The organism is Aeromonas sp. TS_SC_11, from assembly GCF_057318915.1.
In genome coordinates, this window is sequence record NZ_CM170470.1 from 2,413,276 (window position 1) to 2,431,625 (window position 18,350).

The 18,350-nt window shown below is 58.7% G+C and carries 14 protein-coding genes; 8 read left to right on the forward strand and 6 right to left on the reverse strand.

Annotation, left to right across the window (positions count from 1 at the left end):
• The first annotated feature begins 4 nt into the window (after positions 1 to 4).
• Positions 5 to 664 (forward strand): formate dehydrogenase FDH3 subunit beta, encoded by a 660-nt coding sequence (fdh3B, locus tag AC1P02_RS11375; protein ID WP_058393423.1) that lies wholly within the window; start codon positions 5 to 7, stop codon positions 662 to 664.
• A complete protein-coding gene (locus tag AC1P02_RS11380; RefSeq protein ID WP_485182238.1) occupies positions 661 to 1,614 on the forward strand; it encodes a formate dehydrogenase subunit gamma in 954 nt (317 codons plus the stop codon). Before fdh3B ends, AC1P02_RS11380 begins: the two co-directional genes overlap by 4 nt.
• Before the next feature lie 6 nt (positions 1,615 to 1,620).
• On the opposite strand, the gene AC1P02_RS11385 is transcribed toward AC1P02_RS11380, so the two are convergent.
• Positions 1,621 to 2,436 (reverse strand): substrate-binding periplasmic protein, encoded by an 816-nt coding sequence (locus AC1P02_RS11385; protein WP_485182239.1) that lies wholly within the window; start codon positions 2,434 to 2,436, stop codon positions 1,621 to 1,623.
• Positions 2,437 to 2,672: 236 nt separating this feature from the next.
• Here AC1P02_RS11385 and AC1P02_RS11390 point away from each other — a divergent pair, with 236 nt between their 5' ends.
• The gene (locus AC1P02_RS11390) at positions 2,673 to 4,388 is read left to right on the forward strand and encodes an NAD-dependent malic enzyme (protein ID WP_021139102.1); all 1,716 of its coding nucleotides are present in this window, start codon (positions 2,673 to 2,675) and stop codon (positions 4,386 to 4,388) included.
• An 88-nt stretch (positions 4,389 to 4,476) separates the two neighbouring features.
• On the opposite strand, the gene AC1P02_RS11395 is transcribed toward AC1P02_RS11390, so the two are convergent.
• Together AC1P02_RS11395 and AC1P02_RS11400 are read right to left on the reverse strand one after the other, a co-directional pair.
• Positions 4,477 to 4,818, reverse strand: a complete 342-nt coding sequence (locus AC1P02_RS11395) for an RT0821/Lpp0805 family surface protein (RefSeq protein WP_282788955.1) — start codon at positions 4,816 to 4,818, stop codon at positions 4,477 to 4,479.
• Entirely contained in the window at positions 4,815 to 6,281 is a 1,467-nt protein-coding gene (locus AC1P02_RS11400) for a hypothetical protein (protein WP_485182240.1), read from the reverse strand. The genes AC1P02_RS11395 and AC1P02_RS11400 overlap by 4 nt, the downstream gene beginning before the upstream one ends.
• Before the next feature lie 305 nt (positions 6,282 to 6,586).
• Between AC1P02_RS11400 and AC1P02_RS11405 the strand changes: the two genes are divergently transcribed.
• From AC1P02_RS11405 to AC1P02_RS11420, 4 genes are all read left to right on the forward strand, one after another.
• Positions 6,587 to 7,825 (forward strand): uracil-xanthine permease family protein, encoded by a 1,239-nt coding sequence (locus AC1P02_RS11405; protein ID WP_021139103.1) that lies wholly within the window; start codon positions 6,587 to 6,589, stop codon positions 7,823 to 7,825.
• A gap of 549 nt (positions 7,826 to 8,374) precedes the next feature.
• The gene (locus AC1P02_RS11410) at positions 8,375 to 9,106 is read left to right on the forward strand and encodes a substrate-binding periplasmic protein (protein WP_485182241.1); all 732 of its coding nucleotides are present in this window, start codon (positions 8,375 to 8,377) and stop codon (positions 9,104 to 9,106) included.
• Positions 9,107 to 9,145: 39 nt separating this feature from the next.
• Entirely contained in the window at positions 9,146 to 10,672 is a 1,527-nt protein-coding gene (locus AC1P02_RS11415; protein ID WP_113721679.1) for a methyl-accepting chemotaxis protein, read from the forward strand.
• A gap of 210 nt (positions 10,673 to 10,882) precedes the next feature.
• Complete coding sequence (locus tag AC1P02_RS11420; RefSeq protein ID WP_485182242.1) at positions 10,883 to 11,623, forward strand: dienelactone hydrolase family protein; 741 nt, start codon at positions 10,883 to 10,885, stop codon at positions 11,621 to 11,623.
• Positions 11,624 to 11,711: 88 nt separating this feature from the next.
• Here the strand turns inward: AC1P02_RS11420 and pgl are convergent, their stop codons facing one another.
• From pgl to pykF, 3 genes are all read right to left on the reverse strand, one after another.
• Positions 11,712 to 12,722: a 6-phosphogluconolactonase gene (pgl, locus tag AC1P02_RS11425; protein WP_485182243.1), complete on the reverse strand. Its 1,011-nt coding sequence runs from the start codon at positions 12,720 to 12,722 to the stop codon at positions 11,712 to 11,714.
• Positions 12,723 to 12,913: 191 nt separating this feature from the next.
• A complete protein-coding gene (gene mscK, locus AC1P02_RS11430) occupies positions 12,914 to 16,237 on the reverse strand; it encodes a mechanosensitive channel MscK (protein ID WP_096118056.1) in 3,324 nt (1,107 codons plus the stop codon).
• Positions 16,238 to 16,384: 147 nt separating this feature from the next.
• Entirely contained in the window at positions 16,385 to 17,797 is a 1,413-nt protein-coding gene (pykF, locus tag AC1P02_RS11435; RefSeq protein ID WP_131731419.1) for a pyruvate kinase PykF, read from the reverse strand.
• A 303-nt stretch (positions 17,798 to 18,100) separates the two neighbouring features.
• Between pykF and AC1P02_RS11440 the strand changes: the two genes are divergently transcribed.
• On the forward strand, positions 18,101 to 18,316 hold the full coding sequence (locus tag AC1P02_RS11440) for a hypothetical protein (RefSeq protein WP_485185446.1): 216 nt from the start codon (positions 18,101 to 18,103) through the stop codon (positions 18,314 to 18,316).
• Positions 18,317 to 18,350 lie beyond the last annotated feature (34 nt).

Genomic DNA, 18,350 nt, shown 5'->3' on the forward strand with positions numbered 1-18,350 from the left:
GACCATGGCCAAAATGAAATTCATGTGTGACACCAAGCGCTGCATCGAGTGCAACGGCTGTGTGACGGCGTGCAAGAACGAGAACGACGATGCGCTGGAGTGGGGCATACAGCGTCGCCGGGTGGTGACCCTCAACGACGGTCTGCCCGGCGAGACCTCCATCTCGGTGGCCTGCATGCACTGCACCGACGCCCCCTGCATGGCGGTCTGCCCGGCCGACTGCTTCTACCACACAGATGACGGCATAGTGCTGCACAACAAGGATCTCTGCATCGGTTGTGGTTACTGCCTGTTTGCCTGTCCGTTCGGTGCCCCCCAGTTTCCCAAGAGCAGCGCCTTTGGAGAGCGGGGCAAGATGGACAAGTGCACCTTCTGCGCCGGTGGCCCGGAGGAGGACCACAGCGAGGCGGAGCGCCAGAAGTACGGTGCCAACCGCATCGCCGAGGGCAAGCTGCCCATGTGTGCCGAGCTCTGCTCCACCAAGGCATTGCTGGCCGGTGATGCGCAGGTGATCTCCGACATCTTCCGCGAGCGGGTCGCTTATCGCGGCGCCCCTCACGCCGCCTGGGGCGGGGATGAGCAGGATCTGTTCCATGACGCCAGCCAGCCGCGCGATGGCAGAGGCAAGGGGCTCAAGCTTGGCAAGCAGGAGGGAGGCCAATGAAACACTGGCTGACAGCGCTGCTGACGGCCTTGCTGCTGTTCAGTGCGCCCGGTTTCGCCGATGCCGAAAAAGAGACGGTCGGCTTTGCCGGCGCCGACTACTGGCGTGCCGTTAAGGGGGGAGAGGTGGGCATCACCACCTCCAGGGGCGCCGAACACGGTGTGCTGATCAATGTGACCGGTGAACAGTGGCGTACCCTGCGTAATACCTGGGTCTCCCCGTTCGGTGCTCTGGCCATAGGTGGTTCCGTCCTTGCCTTGCTGCTGTTCTATCTGTGGGCAGGCCAGCTCAAGCTGGCTCACCCTCGCACCGGTCGCAAGGTGCTGCGCTGGACCCCGTTTGAACGTGCCTTGCACTGGTATACGGCGGCGCTTTTTCTGCTGCTTGCGCTTAGTGGCCTGATCCTGCTCTACGGCAAGTTTGTGATCCGCCCCTTCGGGGATGGGGTGTGGGGGGCCGCTATTCAGGGCGCCAAGCTGACGCACAACTACCTGGGGCCTCTGTTCGTGCTGGGGCTGCTGGTGATGATCCTCAAATGGTTGCGCCACAATCTGCCGACCCGGGTGGATTGGGAGTGGTTTCGCCAGGGTGGGGGCATCTTGCCCAATGGCAAGCATCCGGATGCGGCGTTTTGCAACGGCGGGGAGAAGGTGTGGTTCTGGCTGCTGTGCAGCGCGGGCCTGCTGGTCTGCATCACAGGACTGATGCTCGACTTCCCCCTGTTTGGCCAGACCCGGGAGGTGATGGCGGTGAGCAACTTGTTGCACGGGATCGGCGCCATCGGGCTGATTGCCGCCTCATTCGGTCACATCTACATAGGGACTGTGGGAACAGAAGGGGCGCTGGAGGGAATGAAGAGCGGCTATGTGGACGAGAGCTGGGCCAGGCAGCACCACAGGCTCTGGTTTGAAGAGGTCAAGGAGCAGCTCGACAAGCCGGATGGTCGTTGATCCGTGTCACCGAGATCGGGGCTGGCCCCGATCTCGGTATTCACCCCGTTCCAGTCGATCGAAATAGTCCTGATAGCGTCCGCTGGTGATGGCTTGCTGCAATTTCTGGTTGAACTGGGCCTGCAATCTGGCCGAGTCCGGCATCTTGCGCGGAAACATCACGAAGCTGTTGTTTTGCAAAAAGGGTGTCTGGCTGTGGGTGATGGTCGCTGCGGTGGCCGGATCAAATTCTTTGCGCAGTGCGGTCAGACCGATGCGCAGCTCCTGAGGATAGAGGTCGATACGGCCGCGCAGCAATTTGCCGAAATTGAGCTTGATGTCGGTGACCCGCTGCTGGCTTACCTTGCCCTCTGCCACCATGGCATCAAGCTCGGGCCCGTAGCTGTAGGCGATGTCGCCCCCCAGACGCAAACCGGTAATCTGTGCCAGTCGCTCGGCGTTCAACTGTCGTGACGTGAGCGAGAAGAAGACGAACTGTTCCTGCAATACCGGCTCGCTGAACAGAAAGTCCTTCTCTCGTTCCGGCTTGTGCATCCAGACAGCGGTGGCGTCATAGAGCTGGCTGCCTGCCGCCAGCGAATAGACCCGGCCCCAGGGGGCAAAGTGATATCTGACGCTATAGCCTGCCTCCTGAAACAGATCACTGATGAGGTGAGCCACGGGGCCGTAGTGTTTCGATTGCTCCGAGACGAAAGGGGGCCATTCACCGACTATGATGTTGAGCACCCTGGGCGGCGTGGCCAGGGCGGGGGGACTCGACATGGTCAGCAACAGCAAGACCGGCAGCATCAGACGCAGAGAAATAAGCTTGGCTATCAACAATATAGAAACCACTCTTGGCTGGTGGACAGTGAAGGATGGTCAGAATGGCCGCAATCCTAGCATGACTTTTGTCCATTTGTCGCAACACTGGCTGAGTGTCACTTTGGCTTGGTATTTTGGCCGCAGGGTATGCCCAAGCTCACAAAACCGAAAGATTAAACGTCATATGATTGATTTCATTATGAGTCTTGCTCTCCTGCCGAACGGCAACTTCACGTAAATCAAAGAGAATGACTATGGCTACCGGACAATATCTGCTGTGGAAAGATGCACAGGGACAGGATTTTCGCCCCGTTGCACTGACAGGCACTGACCTGCTCAACGATCGCAATCTCAACAAGGGCACCGCCTTCACCGAACAGGAGCGCGCCGACTTCGAGCTCGACGGCCTGCTGCCTCCTCAGGTGCAAACCTTTGAAGCCCAGCTGGAGCGGGTGTATCAGGGATTTCTGAGCGCCTGCAGCGACATCGAGAAGTACCAGAACCTGCGTGCCTTGCAGGATCGCAACGAAACCCTCTTCTATGCCCTCTTGTCCCGTCACGTGGAGGAGATGACCCCCATCATCTATACCCCGACCGTCGGCAAGGCGTGTCAGGAGTTCAGCCACCGTTACCAGAAGGCGCGCGGCCTCTATATCACCCCGAAAAACGTCGAGGACATGGGCTCTCTGGCGCGTCATCTGGACGCCAAGTCGGTGCGCATTATCGTAGTGACCGACAGTCAGGGGATCCTGGGGATCGGTGATCAGGGGGTGGGCGGCATGGGCATTCCCATCGGCAAACTCTCCCTCTATACCCTGGCGGCCGGTATTCACCCTGCCTGCTGCCTGCCCATCGCACTGGATGTGGGCACTGACAATCAGGCCCTGCTGGATGACCCCATGTATCTGGGTCAGCCTCACAGACGGATCCGTGGCAAGGAGTACGACGACTTCATCGAAAAGTTCGTGGCCGGGGTCAAGCGCCATTTCCCGAACGCCGTCTTGCAGTGGGAAGACTTCAGCAAGTCCAACGCCTTCAACAATCTATCCCGTTACCAGCAGGCGCTGCCCTCCTTCAACGATGACATTCAGGGCACGGGGGCCGTTGTGCTGGCCGGCATCATAGGGGCGGTCAAGGTGAAAGGGGAAACCCTGGGTCAGCAGAACTACCTGGTCTACGGCGCTGGTGCCGGTGGGGTAGGGGTGGCAGATCAGATCTGCGCAGGCATGATCCGTGAAGGGCTGGATCCCCAGGCGGCGCGCGACCGCATCTACATCCTGGATACCCAGGGGCTGGTGTGCGACAACCGCGAAGGGCTTGACGAGTACAAACGCCGTTACGCCAAGCCGGGGTTGTTGCTGGCGGGCTGGGATACCGAAGCCCCCGGCAAGGCGAATCTGACGGATGTGTTGCGTCATGTGCCCATCACTGTGCTGCTGGGGACCAGTGGTGCCGGTGGTGCCTTCAAGGAGGAGCACATCCAGCTGATGCAAAAACATTGTGCTCACCCCATGGTGTTCCCGCTTTCCAACCCGACCGCCAACTGCGAGGCGCTGCCGGAAGACATCTACCGCTGGAGTCAGGGCAAGGCGATCGTTGCCACCGGCAGTCCGTTCAATGATGTGCACTACGAGGGCAAGAGTTACCGCATCGGACAGGGCAACAACGTCTTCATCTTCCCGGGCGTGGGGTTGGCGGCCATCGTCAGCCAGCTGAGCGAAATCAGCCCGGATATCTTCACCACGGCGGCTTTCGCGCTGGCCGAGTGCGTGAACGAGGAGGATCTGGCCCAGGGCTCCGTCTATCCGCGCATTCGCGAGTTGCGCAATATCTCGGTCCACGTGGCGACCGCCGTGCTCAAAGACATAGTGCGCAAGGATCCGTCCCACCCGCTGATCGGGCAGGATCTGCAGCAGCACATACTGAGCCACATGTGGGAGCCGCTCTACCTGCCTTATCGCCGGGTATAACCACGGATCCACTGACCAGATCATGGGGCAGTAAAGATGACAAGGGGGTAGCGCTGCTACCCCCTTTCGTTTATTCCCGTGGCATGCACTAAGTTCGCAGTGGCCGCCAACGCCCTTCCTGATTGCGGCAGGCGGTATCCTGCCACTGCTGGCTCATCTTGCCGATATAGAGTTGCTCGCGATAGTCGCGACACCACTCCCCGCTGGCATGGCGGAAGGTACGCAGCGGCGTGACGCTGCCCGAGTGACGGTTGGCTGGATTGAACCAGGTGAGGCTTTGCCCTTTGGTGCGGGTTTCCAGTGCCTTGGCGAGGGCCTGATTGGCCAGTTGAACATCTGTCTTATCCATCTGATGGTAAAGCGGCGGAGTGTCGACCGTGGCGCAGCCAGCGAGGCCGAGCAGGAGGAGTGGTAGCAGATAGCGCATCATGGTTGTCCCTGTTGGCGAAAACCGTTGTTGAGCAGCGCACGCTCCTGCTCATCGGTAAGCACTTGCTGGCGATCATCGACCGTGCCATCGCCCCTGAGTTTGTTGCCATTGGTATCGACGGCATCCACGCCGTTGTCATCGACCGTGCCATTACCCCTGAGTTTGTTGCCGTTGGCATCGACGGCATCTACACCGTTGTCATCGACCGTGCCATCACCTCTGAGTTTGTTGCCGTTGGCATCGACGGCATCTACACCGTTGTCATCGACCGTGCCATCACCTCTGAGTTTGTTGCCGCCGTTGGCATCGACGGCATCTACACCGTTATCATCGACGGCATCCACCCCGTTGTCATCGATGGTGCCATCGCCTCTGAGTTTGTTGCCGTTGGCATCAACGGCATCCATACCGTTGTCATCAATGCCATTGCCAAACCCGCGCCCGCCATGGTGATCGCCATCGGCGTGTTGTTCACCACTGCCATGTCGCTCACCGCCAGCATGCTCGCCCTGGCTGCCACTATCATCGCGGCCCCCATCGCTATCGTTGCCACCACCGCTGTCGCTGCTTCCACCGCTGTCGCTGCTTCCACCGCTGTCGCTGCTTCCACCGCTGTCGCTGCTTCCACCGCTGTCGCTGCTTCCACCGCTGTCGCTGCTTCCACCGCTGTCGCTGCTTCCACCACTGTCGCTGCTTCCACCGCTGTCGCTGCTTCCACCGCTGTCGCTGCCACCACCGCTGTCGCTGCTTCCGCCGCTGTTGCTGCCACCATTACTGTTGCTGCCACCACCGCTGTCGTTGCCTCCACCGCTGTTGCTGCCTCCGCCGCTTCCCCCACTGTTGCCATCGCCATCTTTGTTGTGAACGATCAGATCATTGGCGATGTAGCTGTGGCTACCATCGAGCAGCAGATTGAAGAGTGCGGTAGTGGGAGGCGCCTCGATCCAGCAGAGCGACTCAACCAGCAGTAATTCCGGTTGGGGTTGCAGGGCCAGATTGCCCGTCACCATGCCAGGTGCCGGGCGACACATTATCTGCATGCCGGTAAATAGCGGCAGCACTGCCAGTTGCGGGTTTTCGGTTCGGGTCATGACGGGTGAGATGGCCGCCCAGCCCCGAGTGGTCAGCAGAGGGTGCTCTGCGGTAAAGAATGGAGGCAGATTATTGATCCCGTAGAGCCTGCGCTTGCCCAGTATGACCCGTTCGACCGCCAGGATCCGGTTGCTGCCGCCGTGCTGATCTTGCACCTGTTCACCGGCCCGGAGCGTTTCGATGGGGCGGATGGATCCATCGGCCATCGTGATGCGGGTGCCGGCGATAAAGCAGGACTTGGCATAGACCTGATTCATTTGCCACTCATTTTGGGTGAAGTCATAACTGAACGGGTTCGCAAACAGGGCGAGTGCGATGGCCGAGCCGATCAGTAATCTGCGCTGGCTGGCTTTGAATGGGGGCTGTGACATGGGGACTCCTTGTCCATCTTGATTCACAGGATCCATTATAGAGCGCCCCCTGATGTCGGAACTTTTGATCATAAACACAATAAGCATGAAGGAAAAACGATTGGCGTCTGCCACAAAAGTGCGTAAAATCGCATACTCGATGCTTGTAGCAACGAATCCCGCCTAAAAAGCCAGTTTCATGCCCTCCCCAAGCAGTAAAAGGTAACAAGTGACGCCTTATGGCTCGTTTCGTGCCTTGAAAAAGTCTTGTGATAACTGAAAAGTGTCAAATATCCCTGTCAGTTATCAAAAAATTAAGGACATCCATGTTTTCCTTAGTCAAGCAAAGTGTCGCCGGGCTGCAAATCCTGTTTGTCGCCTTCGGTGCCATGGTTCTGGTGCCCCTGCTCACCGGACTGAACCCCTCCATGGCCCTGCTTGGCGCCGGTGTGGGAACCCTGCTGTTCCAGCTCTGCACTCGCCGCCAGGTCCCGATTTTCCTCGGTTCCAGCTTTGCCTTCATCGCCCCCATCATTTACGCCACCCAGACCTGGGGACTGCCGTCCACCATGTTTGGCCTGTTTGCCGCCGGTTTCATGTATTTCATCCTGGCGGCACTCATTCGCGTGCGTGGCATGGGCTTTGTGCACAAGCTGCTGCCCCCTGTGGTGATTGGCCCCGTTATCATGGTGATCGGCCTCTCGGTGGCCCAGGTCGCTTGCAACATGGCGATGGGACGTGCCGGTGCCGAGCAGGTAGTTCCGCCCACCACGGCCTTGACCCTGGCGGGTATCTCGCTGGCGGTGACCCTGATTGCAGCCGTGTTCTGCAAGGGCTGGATCAAGCTCATTCCCATACTGTGCGGTGTGATTGCCGGTTACGTCTCTGCCGTGCTGATGGGCCACGTGAGTTTTGATGGCATGATCAATGCCCCCTGGCTGGCACTGCCCCATTTTGAAACACCGGAGATCAACTGGGCTGCGGCGCTGTTCATGCTGCCGGTGGCCATAGCGCCCTGTATCGAGCACATAGGTGGCGTACTCGCCATCGGCGGTGTGACCGGGCAGGACTACACCAAGAACCCTGGCCTGCACCGCACCCTGGCCGGTGACGGCATAGGTGTCTGCTTCGCCGGTTTCATCGGTGGTCCACCCGTGACCACCTACGCCGAAGTGACCGGCGCCGTGATGATCACCCGCAACTTCAACCCGGTTACCATGACCTGGGCCGCCGTGTTTGCCATCATTCTGGCCTTCTTCGGCAAGTTCAACGCCCTGCTCACCTCCATCCCCATGCCGGTGATGGGCGGTATCATGCTGCTGCTGTTCGGGTCCATCGCTGCCATCGGTCTCAAGACCCTGGTGGAGTCCAAGGTAGACCTGGGGCTGTCGCGCAATATCGCCATCGTGGCCGTGACCCTGACTGTGGGCGTCGGCGCGCTGGAGATGAAGATCGGTGACTTCGCCCTGGCTGGCGTCGGTCTGGCCTCGGTCGCCGCCATCCTGCTCAACCTGATCCTGCCTGCCAATTCCGAAGAGGGCGTGATGGACGCCGCCAAGGATTAAGCAAGGGAGCTATCGCTCACTGTGAAAAACAGGAAGCCACCTCAGGGTGGCTTCCTGTTTTTGGTCTGGCAATGAATGAGGCATGGTCATTGTGGTGTTATTTGGCACCATTTCAGCACTAAACGCTCTATTTGGCGTATGTGTTGACGTATCTGCTTTCGTGACCTTAGCTAAAGGACAGGTTTGGCTCTGAGGTTATGCTGCGCAATATGAAAAAATGGATGTGGGTGTTTTCAATCATTTTTTTGTCCCTTGCCTCTCTGGTTGTACAACTTGTCATGGTAGTGCACTGGGCAATTTTCCCATCAAGCCCTGGCCATCATGGCGCAGCCACTTCTCATCCTGATCACCAGATCCTGACCCTTTGGTCAGCCAAGTCAGCCACTATCTCGTTACTACAGCTGATCCAACCCCCCATCTGCTTGCTGCCACATGTGTCGTGAAGGCGGTGAACCGTGAAAGCCGGCGCGACCCAGCCAGGGTCATGACAGCCCAGTCATCGATAATGGCGGGTATTTAGGGATGAGTTATGAGCAAAGTGAGGTTGCAATGACATATCAACTGTTGTGGAAAAGTGCCCTGTTCTCCGTCTCTTCGGTACTGGTCATGAGCGCAGTTCAGGCCGCACCGCTGAATGTGATGACCGAGGATTATCCGCCCTTCAACATGCAGGGGGAGGGGGGCAAGATCGTCGGGCTCTCTACCGAGGTAGTGGAAGAGTTGCTCAAGCGTGCCGGCGTTGAATACAAGCTGAGCATGATGCCATGGAAGCGTGCCTATGAAGACACGCTCAGTACCCCCAATAACGCACTCTACTCCACGACGCGGACTCCCGAGCGGGAGGCACTGTTCAAATGGGTTGGCCCTCTGGTCAACAATAACTGGGTCTTTTTTGCCAATCCTGGCTCCAATATCACTATCGCGTCTCTGGAAGATGCCAAGCAGTATTCAGTCGGCGGCTATAACGGTGATGCTGCGGCAGAGTTCCTCAAGGCGCAGGGGTTCGACAAACTGCAACTGGCGGCCAATGACACGGCCAACGTGAAAAAGCTGGCGGCTGGCCGCATCGATTTGTGGGCGACAGGAGAATATCTGGCGCCTTATCTGGCCAATCAGGAGAAGACCACCAATCCCAAGCCGGTATTTGTGTTCAAGGAAACGCAAATGAGTTTGGCCTTCAACAAAGAGACACCGGATGATCTCATCAACAAGCTCAACGAGATCCTTGCCGCCATGAAGGCTGACGGCACCATCGAAAAGATCAATGCCAAGTACCAGTAACACCAGGACGCAGCCAAGTATCGATGTCGGGAGGGAACCATGGATTGGAATAGTCTGAAGTTCAGGATTGCCGTGCTGACCTCCCTGTCGGTGAGTCTGCTGCTGGTGCTGTTTGGCGGCTACAACTACAGCGCAGCCAGAGCGGATAGCTATAACAGACAGGCCGCGCTGGTCGAGCAGGCCATCAGCCGGCTGCAGTTGTCTTTGCCCGGCCCGCTATGGAATTACGAGTCGGCGTTTATCGAGGCATCGCTGAAATCGGAGCTGGCCGCCGATGCGCTCAGCGCCCTGTTGGTAGTGAACAAAGATAAACTGGTGGCGGGGTTTGCCCGTGAACCTGCTGGCGACATTCAGGGGGTCGCCCAGCTGCCAGCGGATACCGCCGCCTATAGCGGTCATGATCTGGTGTATGACGACAATGGCCAGCAGAACACTGTGGCCAAACTGCTGGTGCTTACCAGCGATGACACCATTCAAATACAGCTTCGCCAACTGCTCATCACCACTGTCTGGCAGATAGTGGTGCTCGATATCTGCATCATATTGTTGCTGATGGTGCTTATTCATCGCAACGTGCTGCGGCCCTTGCATCAAATGAACTCAGCCGTTTTTGACCTGGCCCGGGGGGACGGTGACCTGACGCAGCGCCTCAAGATCCGCCGCCAGGACGAGATGGGGGCTCTGGCTGGCAATATCAATCAGTTCATCGCCAAGCTGCAAGGCACTGTGGCCGAGATCAACACCCTCTCAGCCGGTGTACTGCAAACGGCAGAGCTGTGCGATTCCCTGGCGACCGATACCCGCCGCGGCAGTGATGAACAGCAATCGGAGCTGGATCAGGTGGCGACCGCCATTACCGAAATGAGTCATGCAGTACAGGAGGTCGCAGGCAATGCGGTGAAAACCTCAAGCGCGACCGATGAAGCCAGCCTCTATGTCGATCAGGGCTACAACCTGGCGGGCCATGCCAATGAGGCCATTCATCAACTGGTGGGAGAGGTGGAGCGGGTCGCCAACCTGATCCGTTCGCTCTCGACGGAGAGCAGCAGCATCGGCAACATCATTGAAGTGATCAACGGCATTGCCGAGCAGACCAATCTGCTGGCGCTCAATGCCGCCATAGAAGCGGCCAGAGCCGGAGATCAGGGCCGTGGTTTCGCAGTGGTGGCCGATGAGGTTCGTACCCTGTCCGGGCGTACCCGGCAATCAACCGAAGAGATCAGTGCCAGCATAAAGCGGCTGCAACAGGCGACACAAAATGTGGTGTCCGGCATGCAGCACAGTCAGGACAAAGCGTCGAAGGCAGGTGTCGAAGCGGCAGATGTGCAAGTATCTGTCGAGAAAATCAAGACCCAGGTCAGCCTCATTCGCGAGATGAACATGTATATCGCTCAGGCGTCGGAAGAGCAGCATTCGGTGGCGCAAGAGGTCAGCAACAGTGTCAATCGCATTGCCGGACTCAATAATGACAGTGCCGCCCGGGTGGCTCAGGTAGCGGAGGCAAGCAGCGACCTGCGCCAGTTGTCGGCCCAGCTCGACAGCTTGCTCAAGCAGTTCAGGGTATGAGTTTTTGGTGGAAGCAATGGTCATGATGAGGCGTCACAGATGCCGATAGCACAGCCAATCGGGCGGCGAAATCAGCAGAATAATGTGTTTGTCGATCATCAGGGGCCATTCACGAGTGGCCCCTTTGCATATCCGCTTTGCTGAACGGGGTCGCGGCGTCAGGCGCGGCGGCTACAATCAGAGCGCGTGCTCATGACCCGGGAGAGAAAGATGAAGAGAAGATGGATGCTGGTTTTACTTGGGCTGCTATGGGGTGGCGCTGTTCAGGCCGGGGCTGTGCCCTATCAGGTCGATGGTCAAGCCTTCGAGGGTTACTACTTGGCTGCCCCTGACAAGCAGGCGCCGCTGGTGGTGCTGGTACATGACTGGGACGGGTTGACGGAGTATGAAATCAAGCGAGCCAGGATGCTGGTAGCGCTGGGTTACAACGTCTTTGCCGCCGATCTGTTCGGTGCTGGAGTCAGGCCGACCGCCATGGAGGACAAAAAACGGCTTACCGGTGCTCTGTACCAAGACAGGCCCAAGATGCGCAAGCTGTTGCAAGGGGCCTTGACCGAGGCCGCCAGGCAGGGTGGGCGGTTGGATAATGCCGTGGCCGTCGGTTACTGCTTCGGCGGTGCCGCTGTGCTGGAGTTGGCCCGCAGCGGTGCCAGCCTGAAGGGGATAGTCAGTGTGCATGGCGGACTGGAGACACCGGCCGGGCAGGACTACCAGCAGACCCGGGCGAATTTGCTCATTCAGCACGGCAGCGCCGATCAGGCGGTGTCACTCGGTCAGTTCGCCGCGCTCATCGCCGAGCTGGAGAGTGCGGGCATCAAACATGAGGCGACCAGTTACAGCGGTGCCCCCCACGCATTCAGTGTGTTTGGCTCGGACAATTACCGCGCCGACGCCAATGCAAAAGCCTGGCAGCGCTTCACCGAATTCCTGGGTGAAGTGACCAGGGATTAGATCGGCCAGAGTGAGATAGATAGTGAGATAGAGAGCGAGACAGCAATTCCAGGCCGTGGCACTGCCATGGCTTTTTACTGCTTGTATCTCACTGTGTTGGCAAGGCCAGTACCCTCACCCACATGGCCCCTTCCCCGACAGGATGGCGCGTGAGAAGGGTTAGCTGGCCGCTATCGGGATCGATACTGTGGATGGCTACCTGGTGAGAGGCCTGCCCGGCCGCCACCAGATAGCGACCGCTGTGATCGATGGCAAAACCGCGGGGCATGGTCTCGGTCGGGAAGTGGGCGATGGCGGTCAGGCTGCCATCTTGCTCAGCTATGCCAAACAGGGTCAGCAGGCTGCTGGCCCGCTCGCAGCTGTAGAGAAAACGGCCGTCCGGCGTGACATGCAGATCCGCCCCCCAGCGCTCTCCCTGATACCCCTCTGGCAGCATATCCAGGCTCTGCTGCTGCCTGATCTGGCCACCCGCGTCACGCCGATAACGGTTGATGGTGCAATCGAGCTCGTTCAGGCAGTAGATGTCGCCATTGACGGGATGCAGCGCCAAGTGTCTTGGCCCGGCCCCTTTGGCGGTATGCAAGTCCCCCAGGGTGTGGGGCAGCAGTTGACCATCAGCACCGAGGATAAAGCGGCGGATGGCATCTTCGGTGAGACAGGCGACCAAGGCCTCCTGTTCTCCTCGTTCGTTCGTCAGCAAGGTAACAGAGTGAGCCGTCATCAATGGGGTCAGCTGCTGATGCGGTACCTGCACAATGCCGCTGGCATCGATGGGGGATACGGTGACGTGGTTGAAGGCATAAGAGGCTGCAAACAGGAAGCGCCCGCTGGCATCGATAGCGGTATGGGAGGCGCTGCCCGCCAGAGGGGCCGAGCCCTGTTCTGCGAGTTTGCCATCTGCGTCGATCCGGTAGCTTATCACCGCAAAATCGGGGCGCACGGCAGCATGGAGCCATTTTCCATCCGGGCTGATCACCAGAGGCTGTACCTGTCCCGGTGTGCTTACCACTTGCAAGAGTTGCATCTCCCCCGAGTCGGCTAGGGAAAATACATGGATCTGCTGGCTGCCGGGGCTGGCGACATAAACGACTTGCTGCATTGTGCTTCTCACTCCTGGTTATGGGCAACGGCAGGCCAATCTTATCCCCATCCCCTGGGATCTTGCCTGCTCTTTTGTTCGGGTCGGGCACAGGGGGTTGCCATGAAGGCAAAGCCAGTTGGCTGGGCTGATAGGGGACTGGCAATGAAAAGGCCCCATGACGGGGCCTTTGGCGTTTTATACCTGATGCATCAGCCGGGCTGCGGGCCCGGCAGGGCGGGGGGCTGGGGGGAGTCGGACTCCACTTTCTGCTCTTCGCCCTTCATGTTCTTGATGTAGACATCCATCTGGTTGAACGCGATCTCGATGCCGTTAGCCTTGAACAGGGCGTCGATCTTGCGGTTCAGTTCATCCACGGCCGGGTTGCGATCGCCGAGCTCGCTCACGAAGAAACGCAGCTCATGATCCAGGGTGCTGGGGCCGAAGGTGAGGAAGTAGACGATGGGGGCCGGGTCTTTCAAGACGCGGCTGTTCTCATCGGCTGCCTGTTTGAGCAGGGTACGTGTCAGCTCCAGATCCGAGCCGTAAGCCACACCCACCCGCACGATCACCCGGGTGACGGTATCGCTCAGGGACCAGTTGATCAGCCGCTCCGTCATCAGCTGCTGGTTGGGAATGATCACCTCTTTGCGGTCGAAGTCGGTCAGGGTAGTGGCACGAATGCGGATCCTGGAGACGGTACCGGAGAAGGGGCCAATGGTGACTGTGTCGCCGATCCGTACCGGACGCTCGAACAGTATGATGATGCCCGAGACGAAGTTGGAGAGGATCTCTTTCATGCCAAAACCGATACCGACCGACAGACCACCCGCTACCCACTGCAGCTTGTCCCACTGAACGCCCATCATGGAGAGGGCGGTCAGGGAGCCGAAGCCGATCAGTACATAGTTGAGTATGGTGGTGATGGCGTAGGCGGTACCCTGGGCCAGGTTCAACTTGGAGAGCACCAGCACTTCCAGCAGACCGGGCAGGTTGCGGGCCAGTGACCAGGCGCCCCCGAGCAGGAGGAAGCCGATCAGCACGTCGCTCAGGCTGATCGGGAAGAGCACGGCATTGGTGCCGCTCCCTTCACTGCGGTGCCACAACACCATGCTGTCGAGGTAGGAGAAGACCGCCACCAGATCAGACCAGAGCCAGTAGAAGGCGACGCCGAATACCAGCAGCAACGCAGTACGGGTCAAGCGCAGGGATTGCTGGCTGACATCCTCCAGGTCCATGGGCTGCTCTTCGATGGACTCGCCACCTTCCGCGTCTTCCTGGGATTTGTGCTCACGCTTGGCCACGGCACGGCGGTAGGCCAGGCGGCGGGCCGCCAGCTCCAGACCACGCAGTGAGGTGCGGTAGACCAGGCTCCAGATGATCAGCAGGTAGAAGGATTCCACCAGACGGCCGGTCAGTTTCAGTGCCGTATAGTAGTAGCCCAGTCCGACCAGCACCATCAGTGCCACCGGCGCCAGCGCCAGGGCGCCCGCTGTGATCGACTGTTGCATGCTGCCCTCGCCCTTGATGATGGTGCGAGAGATGGGGAACACCAGATAGGTGGTGAGGCCCAGCAGCAACAGGGTCAGTGCCTGACCGACAACATCGTTGCCCAGCGACGAAGGCTCTACGACTGCCTTGGTAGAGAGCATGATGAGGGGCAGCAGCGGCAGCCAGAGGTAGCGCATGCTGGTGCGCTTGGCCTGCAACTCTGCCTTCGGAATGCGGAAGTGGGATTCGGCAATGCCGCCCGGGCGCATCACCGCCAGGTAGACGCTGAACACCAGATAACCGAGGGCAAGGTTGAGGGTGATCTGGAAAATCAGTTTGGGGCTGAGCAGGCCACAGTAAGTGAGCCAGAGACCGGCCGCCAGTATGAAGAGGCTGCCTGGCAGGCGCTGCAGCACTGTATAGAGCAGGGCGCGCGGTGTATGCCACTGGCTGTCCTGGCGAAAACGTCCCAGATCCTTGTTGATCCGCTTCTGTCGATTGAGCAGGGAGGGTCGCTTCCAGATCAGCAGGCCACCCACCAGCAGCAGTGGGAAGGCGAGCAGGGAAACCGGCAGCAGCATCTCGCCCCAGCCGTCCCAGTCCGGTTTCAGCACCCAGTCTGAGGCTTGCTTGTAAGCCTGGGCAGGCCAGTTGATGAACCACTTCACATCGATGGGTTTGTTGCTGCTGACCCAGAAGATGTGTTGTTGCAGGGTAAATTCGATGGAAGCGTAGATCCGCGCCAGCTGCTGCTGGGTCAGCTGCAGGCTGATGGCGTTGGTCAGCTGGCTGTCGAGCTGACGGTTGAGCTGGTCGAGCAGGCTGATGCGGGTGTCGAGCAGGGTGGAGAGGTTGGCTCTGTCCTCTGCACTGACCGGCTCGCTGCTGTTGGCGATCAGGTTGTCCAGATACTGGGTTTTCTGGAACAGCTGGTCACGTTGCTGGCTCAGTTCGAACTGTGCCAGATGCAGATCGGCGATCTGCTCTTCCAGATTCTTGACTGCAGAGGTGGGCGCGGACTCCAGCTGTTGATAGAGCTGATAGAGGATGCGGGAGAGCAGCAGGTTGCCCTTGAGCATCTGTACCTGTTCGTTCAGGTTGCGCTCTGTCTGGGTGCCGCGTTCCAGCCAGCTCTTGGCTTGCAGGTTCTTCTGCACCAGATTGTTGAGATTGGTGGTGGCGCTGACCAGTTGCTGGCTGAGCTGATGGTTGAGTTCCTGCTCTTTTTGTACCAGCGGGTTATCGTCGATGGCGACCAGTTCACCGGTCTGCTCGGCGGTTTTTTCGGTATCCCCCAGACGTTTGGCACTGCTCTGCTCCTGCAGCAGTTGCAGCTTCTGCTCCTCGTTGGCGAGGCGAGCATTCTGGTAGTCCCGTTGTTTGACCGCCAAGTCCTGCATGCTGGTGCGGTTATCCAGCTGTTGTTGCAGATTGGCCAGTTGCAGTTCCAGCAGGGCCAGTTCTGCGCCCAGCTTCATCTTCTCGGCAGTGCTGACGCTGTCACCGACGTTGAGGCGGGTGCGTATCTCCTGGCTGCGCTGATAGGCACGGCTCATATTGGTCTGCGCCCGCTCCGGCAAGGTTTGCAGACTGGTGAGCTGGCTGCCGATGGTGCCGAGGGTTTCCTGGGCATCCTGCATGTTGGCAATGACTTCGGGCTGGCGACTCTCCAGCTCGGCCAGACTCATGCGTGCGTACTCACTCTTGATCTGCTCGGCGCTCTTGTTCTGGGTCAGGGCATCGAGTTTGGCGCTGATGTCCCTGAGCTCACCTGGCAGAGAGCGGAGGCGTTGGGTTTGGCTCTTGGCCTTGGCATGTTCCTTCTCGATGCTGTCGAGCAGGCTGAGGGTGTCTGTCAGAAACTTCTGGTCGGCCTGCTGGCTGACGGTGAGGGTCTCGGACTTGCCGAGGGCATCGAGCGCCCGCTGTACGCTGGCCCGTTGGGGCACATCCTGCGCCATGGCTTGCGGGGCGCAGAGGCTGATGAGTAAGCAGAGCAGCGGCAACAGGGCTGCCGAGGCTCTTTTGAAACGTGTTGAGAGCATAAAACTTCCGGGTTATTACGCGATATTTGGGACATTTCCCACTTGGACTGAATCCGCGTGGATTCTAACACCGGGCTTGAACGGGAAGCAGGGGGGCAGATAAAAAAAACGGCGCCCGCAGGCGCCGTTTTATCAGTTCAGGACTGATTAGAGTACGTGAACGGAGGCGGTGTTGGTGGTACCGCTCGGTACCAGGGCACCGGAGACCATGACGACCACGTCACCCTTCAGACCCATGCCGCTTTCCAGCGCGGCTTCTTTGCCGATGCGATAGAAATCGTCGGTAGAGGCGATGCTGTCAACCACATGAGTCACCACACCCTTGGTCAGAACCAGTTGGGCTGCGGTTTTCTTGTTGGTGGTGATGGCCAGGATCCAGGCTTGCGGGAAGTACTTGCGAATGGCCTTGGCAGATTTGCCGCCTTCGGTGGCAACCACGATCAGCGGGGCGCCCAGCTTCTCGGAGGTCTCGACCGCGCCTTTACAAACGGCTTCGGTGATGCGCAGCTTGTTGCTGTCGTTGGCAGCAGACAGGTTGGACGGCATAACGGCATCGGTACGCTCGCAGATGGTGGCCATGATGGTCACGGCTTCCAGCGGGTACTTGCCCTTGGCGGACTCACCGGACAGCATGACTGCATCGGTACCGTCCAGAATGGCGTTGGCCACATCGCCAGCTTCGGCGCGGGTCGGACGCGGGTTCTTGATCATGGAATCCAGCATCTGGGTGGCGGTGATAACCACTTTGCGTGCCTTGTTGCACTTGGTGATGATCATCTTCTGGGCGAAGATCACTTCTTCAACCGGAATTTCCACGCCCATGTCGCCACGTGCCACCATGATGCCGTCGGAGACAGCCAGGATCTCGTCGAAGTTGTCCAGGCCTTCCTGGTTTTCGATCTTGGAGATGATCTGGATGTTCTCGCCACCGTGGGCTTTCAGGTGCTCACGGATTTCCAGCACGTCTTCTTTCTTGCGAATGAAGGAGGCCGCAACGAAATCAACGCCTTGCTCACAACCGAAGATGAGGTCGCGCTTGTCTTTCTCGGCCAGGGCCGGCAGCTTGATGGAGACGCCCGGCAGGTTGATGCCTTTGTTCTCGCCCAGATCACCGCTGTTCAGCACTTTACAGATGACTTCACGCTCGGTGATTTCGATCACGTCCATGCCGATCAGGCCGTCATCCACCAGGATGCGGTTGCCGACGCGCAGGTCGTTGGCGAAACCGGCATAGGTCACGGCCACTTTGTCTTTGTTGCCAATGACGGTCTGGTCGGTGGTGAAGGTGAAGGTCTGGCCAGCGACCAGGGCAACGTCGTTGCCGCCTTCCAGCTTGATGGTACGGATTTCCGGACCCTTGGTGTCGAGCAGTATGGCTGCGTGCTTGCCGGTTTCGGCCATGACAGCGCGCAGGTTGTTGATACGACCACCGTGCTCGGCGTAATCGCCGTGGGAGAAGTTCAGGCGCATGACGTTCATGCCGGCATCCAGCATTTTAGCCAGCATTTCTTTGGATTCGGTCTTGGGACCTATGGTGCAGACGATTTTGGTCTTTTTCATGTCAGTCTTCATGGTTAAGGAGTTTCCGCCGTGCAATATACACCAGTTTTTGGATACTTTTTATGATCCAGAAACAACGTTTTGACCAGATAACGTTTTCTTTTCAGGGATAACGTTTTCCTCCCGGTTACTTTTTAGGGCATAAATTAACTGGTTTTCGCAGATCTGGCATAAATGTTGCCATATGTGTCTCGGCGCAGGTTAGCCTCGTCAGATGTTGTAAAATGACGATCCTTCCCTGTCATCAAGCCGTCATCAGTCTCGACAAGGATAGACCCGGTGACTGAACATGAGAGCCGCAATATGGCGCCCTATCTGCTGATACTCTCCCTCGCCCTGCTCGGGATGCAGGCACTGCCCGCCAGCTGCTGGCCGGATGATCCAGCGCCTCTGGAGGGGGCCGTCAGCGCCCTTGAGCTTGCCGAATTGCACCAGATGCTGGCGGCCAGTGAACCCCTTCTCTCCCGCCCAGCCTGGCAAGAGCTGCGTCAGGCCAGTCTGCTCGGCTGGCATCCATAATCCCGCTGAAAACCGTGTGATGAGCAAGAAAGGG